Consider the following 15,353-nt stretch of genomic DNA (forward strand, 5'->3'; position numbering starts at 1 on the left):
TATAAATAAAAATAATCATATAAATATATATAAATATACATAAACTTATTTATAATATATATATAGGATTATAGATAGATAGCAAATAAAAAAATAGACGGCAGATAGTTGGTATATATTAGATAATAAATAATCTCCAACGATATTTAAATTTCTTAATAATTGAAAATATAATATAGCATATATGTCAAAAACCTTCACGGCAGCCATAATAGATTACAATTATATTAAAATCATTGAAGCGACTAAAAGGAATAAGACTTATATTATAAATAATTTTTCGCTCGAAAAGCTTAACCAAAACAACATTGACGCAGCAACCCATAATGATAATCCGGAAAACACGGAAAATATTTTAATGGCGGAAGAAATAAAAAAAGCATTCGGCTTAAGGCAGTTCAGTAAAAAAAATGTTTTTACAGTTTTAAATGATGATTATATTTATAATTATAATTTTTCACTCCCCGAAATGCCTGCATCTGACCTTGCTAAAGCGATAGAATACGAGATCAAGAAAAAATCTCCGTTTCCTATGTCTCAAATTGTTTACGATTATATTTACACCTATCAGGAAGATAATAAAGATGGTGGCTGCAGCCTTTTAATAACCGCATACGTCGCTAAAAAAGAATATTCCGAACAGTTAGTTAAAATTTTCGCGGATGCTGATATAAAGCTCAGGTCAATAGAATCTAAAACAACCGGGCTGTATAATGCAAATTTATTTATTTATGGGAATAATGCCGGTCTGCACTATATGCTTATAGACATCAATCTTATTTCAATAAAGATAATCATCATATATAAAAATACGATAATCTTTGAAAGAAATATTGAAGAAGTTAATATCATCAAAAATACCAAAAATATAAATGAAGCGGGAGAGGCTATAAGCGCTGAAATTCAAAAAACGGTTGATTATTATTATGCAGGAAAATCAATAGAACCGATTGAAAAAATATATATTTCAGGGGTTTACGCAAACAATGAAACATTTAAAGATATAATATCTAATTTAACAAATATACATATAGAAACAACGAGCATTGTAAAGCTATTAGACAACACCAGCGGCGCAGACAAACACGATAATAACGCAAGAAATAATAGCGTCAAAGCCGATAGCGCACGCAATAACGATGAAAATAATAAAAAAAGAAATAATAAGGGATATAAAATTCAACCTTTAATAAAACTGTCATCAAAACTTCACAAAAAAATTTATAAAACTAAAACTGCCGCAAAAAAAGTGCGCAAAGCAAACAATAGCAATAAACCGCCGGACGGCAGCGGCAATGGCATTAATAATTACACCGATAACGGTAATATCGGCAGCAACGGCGGCAATAACAGCAATAACATTAATAACATTAATCGTTATACCGATAATGACAATATCGGCAGCAATAACGGAATGATGAATATGAACGCAGATGGGCAAATGTTACCAAATTATATTCTGTATGACGAAAATAATTTATTTGATATACTGGATATTATGCTGCCCGCATTTGGGCTTATACTTGGGAAATAAACTTGTATCTCATGGTAAAATCCATCGTTAAAAAAAAGAAAAACAAAACTAGAATAAATTTATTGCCGTTAAGCGATAAAATAAATACAGCCAGAAGGAATAAGCTTATTGTTTATTTAATCGTTTTGCTCAGCTATATTTTTATCTTATCCGGATATGATTATATAATATACGGTAAAACAAACAATGCGAGAACCGTTATTTTTAATCTGAATCAGAAATTGGAGACCATTAGAAATAATAATATAATTTATACGACAATTCAAAAAGCTATTCTGAATAAAGAAAAAATAGAAGCATCGCTCAAAAAAGATTCATTGATAATAAATCAGTTAAACCGGCTTAAAAAGAAAGAATATAAAAAATTTATCGAAATAATTAAATTTCCGATGCCGGACGGCATATGGCTCAGCAGTTTATCGTCAAATAACGGAAATTTTATCATTAACGGCAATAGTCTATCATTAAAAGATGTTTCCGTTTATATTAAAAATATTAAAAAGATGAAAATATTCAAAAAAATATATTTATCAGGCATTGAAAAAAAAATAAAAAAAGGTAATAATTATTATACTTTTGATTTAAAATGCAAACTTTGATTATGAAATATTTTGAAAAAATAAAAGAATTTCTTAACAATTTAAGAAATAATAAATTTTTCTTAATATTTTTAATGCTTTTAGTGTTTATCTATTTAATAAATAATGATTTTTTTTTACAAAAATTTAATAGAAATTACTCTTTAGAAGCTATCAAGATTACACAACTGAACGGAAAGGTTAAAAAAATGCAAAAAAATTATTCTTCTATCAGCGCTGAAAGATTTGAACTATTGAACACAAAAAAATATATTAAAAAATTAAAGCTAATACTGAAACAGAATAAATCTTCGCTGCCCGATACTTTTCAGATTGCATCTTTAGTTAAACAAATATCGGATTGTATGCCGGAAACCAATTTCGAAATTAAATATATAAAATTTAATAAAATCATTAAATCTAAAAAAATAAATTACAAAATACTGCCTATTTCTATTTCAATAGTAAGCGGATATAATCAGGCTTTATTATTTTTAAAAAAGATTAACTCATTAAAAAGAATAATTTTATTAAAAAACATGGAAATTTCGGCAGACCGGAAAATACCGTCTTATCTTGAAATAAATTTAACGGCTGAAACTTTCGCTTTGACAAAAAAATAAACGTTATATCAATAAATAAAATGAAATCTATTTTTCTAAATATTCTATCGCCTGTCGGTATTACAGGATTATCTTTTATAATGCTTTTTATATGCGTAAATTCCGTCAATGCTTACGCTTACAAATTGAAAAATCCATTTATTTCACCGTTTAAACAAAAATCAATCTCAATAATACGCCATAAAACAGTTCATAAGCTAAATTTACAGGCAATAATCGCAAGTTCCGAAAAAAATCTTAATATTGCAATAATTAACGGTAAACCTTATTATATAAACTCAAAAATTTTATCAGTAGGTAAGATACTCAATATAACAAAAGGCGCTGTCATTATTGAATCAAAAAAAGGCAGAATAATACGTTTGATTTTAAAAAAATTTGAAGGTTTCCAAAATTAATTATGAAAATTCATAAAAACTTTTCGTTTATTTTATTTTTTATATTACCGGCGGTACTATTTGCTATATTTTTAGATTTACAAAATAATACGGCTGCTTTTGCAAAAACTTTTCATAGCAATAATCGCAGCAGCAATATCAGATATAATTTTGACAAAAGAGCAATTAGCAGAAAAATAAAATATATTAACTTTTACGGCATAGAACTGCCTGAAAATAAAATAACTATAAATGGAAATGATATTCCGCTGAGACCGCTCCTTATCGGTTTAACTCATGAATTTCATATTAACTATTCATTGAGTAATGCAGTAAAAGGCGATATAACCCTTCACATAAATAAGATTTATTTAAATAAGGCGCTAAAAATAATTTTTGAAGCGGGAAATTTAAATTTCAGCGTTAAAAACAAAGTACTTTTTATAGGTACAAGCTCTTCATTAAAGAATAAATTTAAAGTTTATAAAATTAAACTAAAAAATATACCGGCATCTAAAGCAATATCTCTTTTAACTCCAATGATGCCAAAAGGCGGAAAAGTTATTGCGCTGCCGAACGGTAATGAAATTTTAGCATATGATTTGCCCTCTAATATTAAACAGATAAACAGAATTATAAAAAATATAGATGTAAAAAAGAGAATTGTTCGTATTCAGGCAAAAATAGTTGACATCAGCAATAATTTTACCAGAAATTTAGGCGTTTCATGGTCAATGTCCCCCTATGCAAATAATACTATTACTACTACAGGTACGAGCATATCCGGTTTCAGCACGCCTGTCGCTCTTTCTTCAGGTACTATGAATCTGAATATAGGAACGTCATGGCAGAATTTTGGACTAATTTCGGCTCAGTTAAGCATGGGACAGCAATTAGGATACGATAAAATAATATCATCGCCGGATGTGACGGTAGTAAGCGGCAGCACGGCTACGATAAATTCCGGCACTACATTGTATTATACGGCTTATACGGCATCTTCAGGAACAGGCTCTTCGTCGCCGACATCTTCAACCGGTACCACGATCATCACACAGCAGCCAGTCACCTCTACATTGCAGACAATAACTTTGGGATTGACGCTGACGGTTACACCGATTATAGAAAGCGGAGGCAATATCATTTTAAATCTTACGGTTACTAATTCACAGCCTGATTTTGGACAGGAGGTGGATGGTTTTCCCAGCGCAACGAATCAAAGCGTTACTACGACAGTTTCGGTAAAAAATAATTCCACACTTGTTTTAGGCGGTATTCTTTATACGGAAAAATCACGTTCAAATAACGGCATCCCTTTATTATCAGATATACCTATATTGGGTTATCTGTTTTCATCAAGACAGAAAGTCGTAAATAAAGAACAGCTGATGATATTTATTTCCCCTAAATTAATTAAATAATATTTATATCATAACAAAATAAATAAGACTGATAGATAATACCGCTGATATCTAAAGCTAAAATTAAAATTAAACTATTAAAATTAATCAATTAAAATTAAACTATTAGAATTAAACAATTAAAATTAAGCAATTAAAATTAAACTATTAGAATCAAACAATTAAAATTAGACTATTAAAATTAAACTGTGGTTAAGCCACTGAGGCTAAAATAGAACGCGCTATGGAAAAAAAAATAAAAAATACTGACAATACAGATAATGCAAATAATACAGACAATACAGACGATTCGAGAATGCCTTTCCTCGAACACTTTTCTGAATTAAGAAAACGGATTGTCCATATTTTTATTATTATAATAATTACCACCGGTTTTTCATGGCATCTATCGTACAACGCCGTTAACGTCATTGAAATGCCTTTAGAGAAGCCTACTTACATTACATACTTTTCAGGAGAACTAAAAAATATTATCAAACAGAAAGTCCCTTTTATTTATTACGCCTTCGGACTTAATAAAACACCTAAAAAATTTACAAAACATATATTGCATTATTCCGCCCCGCTGGAACCGTTTTTTATGCAGGTAAAAGTATCAATTATACTTGGATTTATGATGGCATTGCCGTTTATATTCTTTGAAATATGGCAATTTATTAAACCCGGATTATTAAAAAAGGAAAGAATGTACTTGCTGCCTTTCATGTTTTTTGGAACACTTTCATTTATATCAGGAATGGTTTTTATGATATTTTATATATGGCCGGCAGTGATAAATTTTTCACTCAGTTATCAAAATACGAATTTGTCGCCTTTGATAAATCTTACTCATTTTGTTAATTTTGCTTTGAGATTAAGTATTATTTTCGGAGTAATATTTGAATTGCCGATTATTTCTACTTTGCTTTCTATAGCAGGAATACTGAAACCGGATATTTTAACCAAGAATAGAAAGTACGCTTTAATAGGCAGTTTAGTTATTGCGGCATTTCATGCAGACATTGTTACTATGTTTTTTATAGCTATACCGTTATATTCTATGTATGAAATAAGCATTGCTATCTCAACCGTCGTCTGGAAATTGAAAAAAATAAAACAAAAAAGCGCAAAAACTGAACAATAAAAGATATTTTTAATCCAAAAATTCACCAAATTGCAGAATTAATAGAATTATTTTTAGTCCAAATTCACCGTAGTTAATAATAAATAGCACTATTATAGTGCTTATATATTATATAATAATGCCAATACGCCGCACTGTAGCATATATAACGAAATGCTTAGCGCAACGTGTCAAAAAAAACTGCCGGAAACCGCAACCGCGGGTGCCAGACATCTCATATTTATAATACAAATACCAACAAATTAATAATTAAAACGATGAAATTGGACTAAAAAAATTTGCTTGTTTTAGATAAAAAATTAATAAGGAATTTATGCTTTTTTTACATAAAATTTAAATTTTCCGCCTTCTTCTGCAGATTCTAAGAGCTCATTTCCTGTTCTTTTGCACCATGCCGTCATATCATTTTTAGAACCCGGGTCGGTAGAAATAACTTCAAGAACCTGACCTGAAGTCATTGAATCGATTTCTTTTTTCGTTTTAACAATAGGCAACGGACATGATAATCCGCTTGCGTCAAGAGTTTTGTTTGATGCTGTTGCCATAATTAAATACCCTCCATTTAGTTTTATTGATTTTATTGAATTAAGTTAATACCGTCAATGGCATATTTATTAAACAAATACCGATAATACCTTTATTTTATGAAGCGTAAAACATTTGTACATTATATTATTAAAATATAAATTTGTCAATAAATACAAAGTTAAATTGACAACTTTTAAGGTATCTATTTTAATAAAGTATAATCTATTTTTGTTTCGGAAAATTTAAAGTTATCACCTCTTTATTTTTGCCTAATTTTCCAAGATATTTTCCATTATAGCTTAGCAATATTCCGCCTGCATTCCCAATTTTGATATGCAAATTCTTTTTGGCTTTCCATATTTTAACAGTTCCGGGATATAGCATGCTCTGCTTTTGCCTTGAATCGTCTATAGAAACATCTACCCATGTTTTTCTGATAACCTTGCCTTTAAGTATTACTTTATAATGGATATTAGATTTGTTTTTAATATACTTGCTTTTTAATGATTTTTTTTTATTGACAAGTTTATGTTTATGTTTTGCGGAAAATATAGAAAATAATTTGGAGGAAATATTATCTGTTCTAACTGCTTTTTGAATATTAATAAACCCGATAATGCCGAAAATAATTACAATAATAATTGCAGCTGATATAAATAATCTTTTCTTTAATTTTATTGATTTCTGATGCTCTTCTACAAATTTTTGTTTTACAATATCTTCGTGCTTAATTTCAGAAATATTTTTGTTAGCCGATTCGTAAAGCTTCATAGCATAAAATTCATCGGCTTTAATTGCTTCGGCAATTGATTTTATATAGCCCTTAATTGTATAAGAAGAAGGGAAAGGTAAAAAATTATCGTCTTCTATCGCCTGAATATATGCCGGCGATATTTTTGTTATGCGGGCAATATCGTTCTGGGTAAAATTATGCCTTTCCCGTTCCGACTTAATGTATTTACCGACCGTTTCTATATTAATTTCATCTTCCATATATCTGTAATGACAATCAATTAATAGTTTTTTAATTTTTTAAGATAATCCGACGCTTTAATGCCGAATGAATTAAGTTTGTTCTGAATATAAATTTTGCTAAATATAGCACGAGCCTTTTTATATCTTTTGAGTTTAAAATAATTTTCCCCTTCCTTAAACTGAGCAGGCACAAAATAGGCATCTATCTTCAATGTTTTTTTATAATCAATTATAGCTTCAAGAAACTTTCCTCTTTTTGAATAATAGCTTCCCAAGTAATAGTAAGTCAAAAAATATTTCCTGTTAAGCGCTTCGGAAATTAAAAGATATTTTTTGGCTTTTTTAAATTTGTTCTGAATAATATATATTTTGCCAAGTAGTGTATATGATTCATAAGGCTGATTATAAAAAGGATTCAGCAGAGCCTTTTTTAAATTTGCCGCAGCAAGATGATATTTTTTTAATTTTATATAAATCATTGCAAGATTATAAAAGGCATATGAAAATTTATTATTCAGTCTAGTTGCCTTTTTAAAACACTTTATAGCCTTATTTTGACGATGGGTCATCATATAGACTGTGCCCATTGCATTATAATTTTTAGCAGAATACGGATTTACCGTTCTGGCTTTTATAAAGTCTTGCAATGCTTTAACATAATTGCCGCTGTTGAAATACCCCGAACCGATTCTGTAGTAAAGGACAGACTTCAGTTTATCCGTCTTACTGACCTGAGAAAATCCGCATCCGTACAACATAAAAGAAGACAATATGCTTAGCGCAATAATAAAACTTATTTTAATAAGAAATTTTTTATCTAAATTAAATTTAAAAAAGCGAGACATAATTAAGTTAAGCATTAAGTGTTAAGTGTTAAGTGTTAAGTGTTAAAAAAATTTTAACTTAACTAAACCGAATTAAATTAAATTAGACTATACCGAATTAAATTAAATTAAATTAGACCAAACTGAAATTAAACCAAACTAAACTAAGTCAGAGTAAATAAAGAAATATAATTAAGATATCAGATATTATAATTATAATATATAATGTTATTATAATATAACATTTGCAACATATGCAATTAATTATTATAGGTTAAATAAATTTAAATATTTTCAAAATATGTCATATTCCTAAATTTAGAAAATCTATCTTTTATTTTATCTCCGTCTATTGAAAGAAGTTTATCAATGCTAAATGATTCAACGGCAAATGATGCCATGATATTGCCAAAAACAAGAGCTTTTTTTAAATTTTCATCGCTTAAATTACCGGTATTATCAATATATCCTAAAAATCCGCCGGCAAATGAATCGCCTGCTCCGGTCGGGTCTACGACATTCTCTAAAGGATATGCCGGAATCATAAAAAACATCCCGTCGGTAAATAGAGTAGCACCGTAAGAACCTCTTTTAAGGACAATTATCTTAGCGCCGTATTTAAAAATTTTTTTAGCGGCAGAAAATATGGAAGCCTCGCCGGTTAGCAATCTTGCTTCAGATTCATTTATGATAAATATATCAGATTTATTTATAGCCTGCAGCAATTTATCTTTCTTTTTTTCAATCCAGAAATTCATAGTGTCTAACGCAATTAATTTAGGAGATGACATTTGCTCTAAAACTTCAAGCTGAATATCCGGGTCAATATTAGCTAAAAAAAGCGCATCGTTTTTAAAGATATGCGGGACTGAAGGTTTAAAATCTAAAAAAACACCCAGTTCGGTATTAAGTGTTTGAGGGTCCGACATATCATAATCGTATTTTCCTTCCCAATGAAATGTCTTACCGTGCTTTTTAATTATATTATCAACGTTTATGTTTTTACTTTTTAGAATATCTATATATTTATCGTCAAAATCGCTTCCTACTACCGCAATGACATTGACATCCGTAAGATACGAAGAGGCAACCGAAAAAAAAGATGCAGAACCCCCCAGTATATTTTGTTTTTTTTCAAAAGGTGTTTCTATATTATCGATAGCAACAGAACCTATAACAGTTATAGCCATATTTTTATTTTCCTCAAAATTATTTTATTTAAATTAGAATAAATTAGATAAATTGGAAATAATCAGGGATAATTAGGGATAGACACTAATTTATATGCCCTTAATTACAATATATACTTTTTAAGTATTTAAATTAGTATATGCCATTAATTATATAATATATATTTTTTAATTATTTAATTAGTGAATGCCATTAATCAGCAATTATTTTATTTATATATTTCAAAAATAGCAAGTTTTTTTAAAATTTGTTCCGGCACGTCTTTTTTAGCAGTCACAACAGCATGCTCTAAAGACGATGGACATGAGCAGGAGCAAACATTATAAATATTTCCTTCAGGGTTTATATTATTTGAATAATGTATCTTATTAATATTAGCATAGGCATTATCATTACGATTATCAATATCAGCAATATCATTAATATTATTATTAATATTATCGTTTCCGGCATTATCGCCATAAGCTATATGCTTAATAGCTTCCTTGATAATATTTTTTGCTTTTTCTGCATTTTCGTTTAGAATTTTGATAATAATATCGGCATTAACATTTTCTTCATCTTCGTGCCAGCAGTCATAATCCGTCGCCATAGCAATCGTGGTATAGCAGAGACTTGCTTCGCGGGCAAACTTTGCCTCTGTTGCATTTGTCATACCTATAACATCAAATCCGCTGTTTTTAAAAAATAAAGACTCCGCTTTTGATGAAAATTGAGGTCCTTCTATGCAAATATACGTTCCTTCGGAATGATATCTTATCCCCAAAGATTTGCACGAATCAATAACGATATTCCTTAGGCATGGACAAACCGGCTCCGCCATAGAAACATGAGCTACAATACCGTCTCCGAAAAAAGTATTTTTTCTATTTTTAGTAAAATCAAAAAACTGGTCAACGATTACCATATCGCCCGGAATTATTTCTTTTTTAAGACTCCCCACGGCGCTGACGGAAATAACCTTTGAGACTCCTGCCGCTTTAAGAGCGTAAATATTTGCCGCGTAATTTATCTCAGAAGGTAAAATTTTATGCCCTCTTCCGTGTCTTGGTATAAATACCAACTGTTTTCCGTCAATTTCTCCAAAAATAAGATTGTCGGAAGGCGCGCCGAACGGGGTATCTGCAGCAACCTCTTTAATATTATTCAATCCTTCAATATTATACAATCCGCTTCCGCCTATAATACCTAAGATATTTCGCGAATTTTTCAATTTATCATTCTCCAGATATCAGATAGTTATTTTTTAAATTATTTATGCGTTATTATTAATATTTTTTATATAGCAGGACAATCTTTCTTTAATATTATTATTCCCTGCCCTAACAATCTTGATTTTTCTTGTGCAGCCGTCTATTTTGAGTATTGTAGAACACCCGCCCGCCAATTTTCCGTCGTCTATCGCAATTATACCGTCGTCTTTGTCATTATAATCGGCGAATATACAATCTAGTTCATTTTCGCTGAACTCATTAAGACTTTCTTTTGAAGATATATTTGCGCTCGTAGAAATAATAGGATAATCTATTTCTTGAAATAGTTCTTCTATAAACATATGCGAAGATACCCGAGCCCCTATGCATTTAGAATTTGATTGAAATAAATATTTTTTGTCTGTCCGAGCTTCAAATAATATGGTAAGAGGTCCGGGCCAGAATATAGAAATTAAATCTTCTTCACCCTTTTTTATATATGCTATATTAAGAAGCATAGCCGGATTCTTGATAACAACAGGCAGCGGTTTTAAATTATCCCTTTTTTTTAATAAAAATATTTTTTTTACAGCCTCGTCGTCTAAAGCGTTAGCTCCAACAGCGTAAGAAGTCTCAGTGGGATAAATTATAAGGTTTGATGAATCCAAATGTTTCTTGATAACATTATAATCAGCTTTGGTCATATTGTGATAGTCAAAAATTTTCATAATAATGGGATAATAATTATTTTTATAATCATTGATGATTTATAAACTATTTTCATTAATCTTTTGCTTAATATTTTACTTAACCGAGCAAAGAAATGCATAAATATTTTCTATTACAGGATTAAGAATTTTATCTTAGATATAATTATTCATTATATGATATATAAGATAAATAAAATATACCTAATGTACAATAATTACATATCTATATTGCTATCTGCCGCGATTACCTTATCCGTAAGTTCTTTTCTATAATTTTTTAATTTTTCGGAAAGTTCGTCGCTATTTAATGATAAAATTGATACTGCAAGCAAGGCTGCATTTACTGCGCCGCTTTTACCGATAGCCGTTGCCGCAACAGGAATTCCTCCAGGCATCTGAACTATAGAAAGCAAGCTGTCTAACCCATGCAGCGACGATGAATCAACCGGAACTCCTATTACAGGCAAAATTGTACACGCAGCAGCTACACCAGGCAAATGCGCACTCATACCAGCGGCAGCTATTATAACTTTAAATCCTTTATCTTTTGCTTCCTCAAAAAGAATCACCGTTCTTTTTATGCTTCTATGAGCGGAAGAAACATGGACCTCATAACCTACTTCAAATTTTTTTAAAATTTCGGCTGCGCCTTCCATTACGGGCAGATCATTTTGCGAACCTACAACAATCAGCACTTTCTTGTTTTCCATAGCATTTTACGCCAAACTTACGCTTATAAAAGTCTAATGAAAGACATAAGTTTATAAGGCGCCTCCTTTTTTAGTTAGTTAATTGGTTAGTTAATTAATTATTCAGTTATTTTGCTATTTAATTATTTAATTATTTAATTAACATAAGAAGTTAACTTTTTAAGATACTTATCATGCCGATATCCTGCCTGTAATATTTATTTTTAAATTGAATAGCGTCTGCCGCGCTATAAATATTATCTGTAGCAGTTTTCAAATCTTTGTTCTTAGAACAGATATTTAAAACCCTTCCGCCGTCGGTAAAATATTTATTGCCTATTTTTTTTGTTCCGGCATGAAATATATAAATATCTTTATTTTTATTTATATAGCTCAAATTATCGGTGCCGTAATGAAAATATTTTTCATATTCTCCGAATAATATTTCAAAACCCTTTTCGTATTTATCTGGATAGCCTGCTGAAGATAAAACTAGACAAACCGCCCGCTTATCATCAAATTCAAGATTGTAGTCATCTAAAGTTCCGTTTATACATGATTCAAATAAACCGACGATATCCGATTTTAATCTTATTAAAATAGATTGCGTTTCAGGGTCTCCAAATCTGACATTAAACTCTAAAACATAAATATCATCGCCTTTAATCATTAATCCTGCATATAATATTCCTTTATAAACAATTCCTTCATTTTTTAATGCCGACAATACGGGTTCTATAATATTTTTTTTTATCTTTTCTTCCAAATCGGCAGATAAAAAAGGGTGCGGAGAGATAGAGCCCATTCCGCCCGTATTTTCGCCTTTATCTCCGTCATAGGCTTTTTTATAATCCATGCTGGTAGCTAGAGGTTTATAAGTTTTGCCGTCCGAAGCGATCATATAAGATAATTCAAAACCTTCTAAATAATCTTCTATAACAACCGTTTCTCCGCTTTGACCAAATATTTTTTTATTAAAAATCAAATCAAGATAATCTTTTGATTCAATAATATTCTGAGGTATAAACACGCCTTTTCCGGCGGCAAGACCGCTTGCTTTAATTACAATAGGATGCAGCCTGTTTTGAACGTACGCATATGCGGTTTCAAAATCATTAAAAGACTGATAATCAGCGGTTTTGATATTATTTCTTTTTAAAAACTCTTTTGTAAATTGCTTAGAAGATTCAAGAAGCGCAGCTTTTTTATCAGGTCCGAATATTTTTAGTCCGTTATGTAAAAATTTATCAGCTATTCCAAGTGAAAGAGGTACTTCAGGTCCGACAACCGTTAAATCTATTTTTTCCGATAAAGAAAAATTAAGCAGTCCGTCAATATCGTCATATTTAATATTTACTATTTTAGCGTTATCCGATATGCCGCCATTGCCGGGTGCGCAATATATATCGACATCTCTTCCGGATTTTAAAATAGAATAAATTATAGCATGTTCTCTGCCGCCTGAACCTATAACAAGAATTTTCATGTTTTATTTGCTATTATGTTAGCTGTTAAGTTATATTATTTAGTTATTTAGTTATTAAAATATTAAAATAAATTATAGCCGCTATTATTATTTAGTGTTTAAAATGTCTGATTCCGGTAAAAACAAGGGCAATACCTGATTTATTGGCTTCCTCTATCACCTCTTCATCCCTTATAGAGCCACCCGGTTCGATAATAGCGGAAACGCCCACCGTTTTAGCATATTCTATTGAATCCTTAAATGGAAAAAATCCGTCCGACGCCATAACACATTTTTCAATTTTCTTGCCGTAAGAAAACAGCATCTTTTCATAAGCAAATTTTGCGCTGTCTATTCTTGACATCTGTCCTGCTCCTATACCGAGCGTAACACCGTCCTTTGCATATACGATAGCGTTGGATTTTACATGTTTTGCGATCTTCCATGCAAAGAGCAGATCATTAAACTGATATTCATCCGGTTTAATATCTGAAACAGTTTTAAATTTTATTATATTATCCGTTCTAATATCTTTTTCCTGCATTAAAATGCCGCCTGCCGCGGATTTTAAAATAATCTCCGAAGACGACAAAATAAAATATTCGGAAACCTTAATTATAATTGTATTTTTTTTGGATTTTAATATATCCAGAGCGTCTGCTTCAAAATCAGGCGCAATTATTACCTCCACAAACATAGGTTTAATTTCTGTGGCTGTTTCTTTGTCAATAATTCTGTTAAAACCCATAATGCCGCCGTAAGAAGAGATTTCATCGGCTTTTTTTGCCTTTAAAAATGCATCTTTTAATGAAATATTGCTTATTGCAGCGCCGCATGGATTAGTATGTTTTATTATTACGGAAAAATATTCTTCCGCGCTGTTTTTATTGTTTTTATTCTCATTATTTTCATGCTCATTATTTGTTATATCTGTTGATGTATTAGTTTCTGTATCTGTATATTGTTTATCATATTGTTTATCTGCGCCTGAAAAATAAAAATCTCTTATAATGTTTAAACATGAGTCTATATCAAGCAAATTATTATATGATATTGCTTTACCGGATAATTTTTCAAAATTTTTGTTTGTTCCGCTGACGCTCATAATTGAATTATCCGCGCAAGGTAAATTGCCGCTCATATCGGTGCTATTATTCTTATTGCTATTATCATTGCCAAGGTCAATACCGCTGTTTAAAATATTGATATTATAATTATAAAATGATGCTTTTTGATGCGGATTTTCCCCGTATCTTAATGTGTCGATTTTGTTTAACTGAACGCCTAAACTGTCGGCATTTAACAAACTCTCGATATCAGACGGGTAATCCGAATTTTTGTTTATATTGTCGGATTTAAGATTTAAAAAAGAAAAAATTTCATTATCATATTCGGCTGTTTGTTTAAAAACCTCAACAGCCAGTTCAAATTTTATATCTAAAGGAATTCCGGCACTGCATTTTTTAATATACGGGATAATTCTTTTATATTGACACGGATCAGATAGCACGGTAACATATTTGAAATTTTTTGCCGCCGCCCTGAGCAGAGAAACTCCGCCTATATCTATATATTCTAATTTTTCGTCAAAAGTTATATCTTTATCTTTCATTTCTTTGAACGGATAGAGATTAACGATGACAAAATCAATAAAATTTATTGAATTTTCAGTTAAATCCTTTAAATGATTTTTATCTTCCCTCAAGGAAAGAATGCCGCCGAAAACTGCAGGGTGAAGAGTTTTGACCCTGCCGCTTAAAATTTCAGGGAAATTAGTTATTTCGTCTATTTTTTTTAATTTTATACCGTCAATATTTTTCAGATAATTATAAGTATTGCCTGTTGCTATAATAGTGTAGCCGGCAGAACTCAGATATATGGAAAGCTCGTCTATTCCGGTTTTATCAAAAACAGATATCAAAGCATATTTTTCACCGATCGAACCGGCTCCATCGTTATTATTCAATCCGTTCCGAGCAGTAATTGTATTCGTTGAATCGGCTGCGCCGGTTATCCCTGTAATAATTTTTCTATCGTCTTCATTGTTGCCGATTTGCTTTTTACATGTCATTATGTTATAATCCTTTAGTATTTTTATAATATCTATTTTTTTAATGGGTAT

Annotated in this window: 15 protein-coding genes; 6 read left to right on the forward strand and 9 right to left on the reverse strand. The window is 30.4% G+C overall.

Going from position 1 to position 15,353, the window contains the following annotated elements; translation table 11 throughout:
• The first annotated feature begins 184 nt into the window (after positions 1-184).
• From EVJ46_00495 to tatC, 6 genes are all read left to right on the forward strand, one after another.
• Positions 185-1,534: a hypothetical protein gene (locus tag EVJ46_00495; GenBank protein RZD16755.1), complete on the forward strand. Its 1,350-nt coding sequence runs from the start codon at positions 185-187 to the stop codon at positions 1,532-1,534.
• Between the two features lie 11 nt (positions 1,535-1,545).
• Positions 1,546-2,133 (forward strand): hypothetical protein, encoded by a 588-nt coding sequence (locus EVJ46_00500; GenBank protein RZD16756.1) that lies wholly within the window; start codon positions 1,546-1,548, stop codon positions 2,131-2,133.
• Positions 2,121-2,735, forward strand: coding sequence for a hypothetical protein (locus EVJ46_00505; protein ID RZD16757.1), 615 nt, complete (start codon positions 2,121-2,123; stop codon positions 2,733-2,735). Before EVJ46_00500 ends, EVJ46_00505 begins: the two co-directional genes overlap by 13 nt.
• A gap of 20 nt (positions 2,736-2,755) precedes the next feature.
• Complete coding sequence (locus EVJ46_00510; protein RZD16758.1) at positions 2,756-3,133, forward strand: hypothetical protein; 378 nt, start codon at positions 2,756-2,758, stop codon at positions 3,131-3,133.
• Positions 3,134-3,135: 2 nt separating this feature from the next.
• Entirely contained in the window at positions 3,136-4,533 is a 1,398-nt protein-coding gene (locus tag EVJ46_00515) for a hypothetical protein (GenBank protein ID RZD16759.1), read from the forward strand.
• A gap of 223 nt (positions 4,534-4,756) precedes the next feature.
• Positions 4,757-5,656, forward strand: a complete 900-nt coding sequence (gene tatC / locus EVJ46_00520; GenBank protein RZD16760.1) for a twin-arginine translocase subunit TatC — start codon at positions 4,757-4,759, stop codon at positions 5,654-5,656.
• Between the two features lie 311 nt (positions 5,657-5,967).
• Here tatC and EVJ46_00525 read toward each other — a convergent pair whose 3' ends face one another.
• The 9 genes from EVJ46_00525 to purH all read right to left on the reverse strand — a co-directional run bounded on the left by EVJ46_00525 (position 5,968) and on the right by purH (position 15,302).
• A complete protein-coding gene (locus tag EVJ46_00525; protein RZD16761.1) occupies positions 5,968-6,201 on the reverse strand; it encodes a sulfurtransferase TusA family protein in 234 nt (77 codons plus the stop codon).
• A gap of 205 nt (positions 6,202-6,406) precedes the next feature.
• Positions 6,407-7,177: a helix-turn-helix domain-containing protein gene (locus EVJ46_00530; GenBank protein ID RZD16762.1), complete on the reverse strand. Its 771-nt coding sequence runs from the start codon at positions 7,175-7,177 to the stop codon at positions 6,407-6,409.
• Positions 7,178-7,197: 20 nt separating this feature from the next.
• On the reverse strand, positions 7,198-8,019 hold the full coding sequence (locus EVJ46_00535) for a hypothetical protein (GenBank protein RZD16763.1): 822 nt from the start codon (positions 8,017-8,019) through the stop codon (positions 7,198-7,200).
• A 248-nt stretch (positions 8,020-8,267) separates the two neighbouring features.
• Entirely contained in the window at positions 8,268-9,173 is a 906-nt protein-coding gene (locus EVJ46_00540) for a sugar kinase (protein ID RZD16764.1), read from the reverse strand.
• A gap of 209 nt (positions 9,174-9,382) precedes the next feature.
• Positions 9,383-10,402 carry an S-methyl-5'-thioadenosine phosphorylase gene (mtnP, locus tag EVJ46_00545; GenBank protein ID RZD16765.1) on the reverse strand — a complete coding sequence of 340 codons (1,020 nt, stop codon included), beginning with the start codon at positions 10,400-10,402 and terminating at the stop codon, positions 9,383-9,385.
• Positions 10,403-10,429: 27 nt separating this feature from the next.
• Entirely contained in the window at positions 10,430-11,095 is a 666-nt protein-coding gene (locus EVJ46_00550) for a threonylcarbamoyl-AMP synthase (GenBank protein ID RZD16766.1), read from the reverse strand.
• Positions 11,096-11,292: 197 nt separating this feature from the next.
• Positions 11,293-11,787 carry a 5-(carboxyamino)imidazole ribonucleotide mutase gene (purE, locus tag EVJ46_00555; protein RZD16767.1) on the reverse strand — a complete coding sequence of 165 codons (495 nt, stop codon included), beginning with the start codon at positions 11,785-11,787 and terminating at the stop codon, positions 11,293-11,295.
• A gap of 151 nt (positions 11,788-11,938) precedes the next feature.
• On the reverse strand, positions 11,939-13,252 hold the full coding sequence (gene purD / locus EVJ46_00560; protein RZD16768.1) for a phosphoribosylamine--glycine ligase: 1,314 nt from the start codon (positions 13,250-13,252) through the stop codon (positions 11,939-11,941).
• A gap of 91 nt (positions 13,253-13,343) precedes the next feature.
• Complete coding sequence (gene purH, locus EVJ46_00565) at positions 13,344-15,302, reverse strand: bifunctional phosphoribosylaminoimidazolecarboxamide formyltransferase/IMP cyclohydrolase (protein RZD16769.1); 1,959 nt, start codon at positions 15,300-15,302, stop codon at positions 13,344-13,346.
• Positions 15,303-15,353: the final 51 nt, after the last annotated feature.

This window comes from Candidatus Acididesulfobacter guangdongensis, assembly GCA_004195045.1.
GTDB classification, from domain to species: domain Bacteria; phylum SZUA-79; class SZUA-79; order Acidulodesulfobacterales; family Acidulodesulfobacteraceae; genus Acididesulfobacter; species Acididesulfobacter guangdongensis.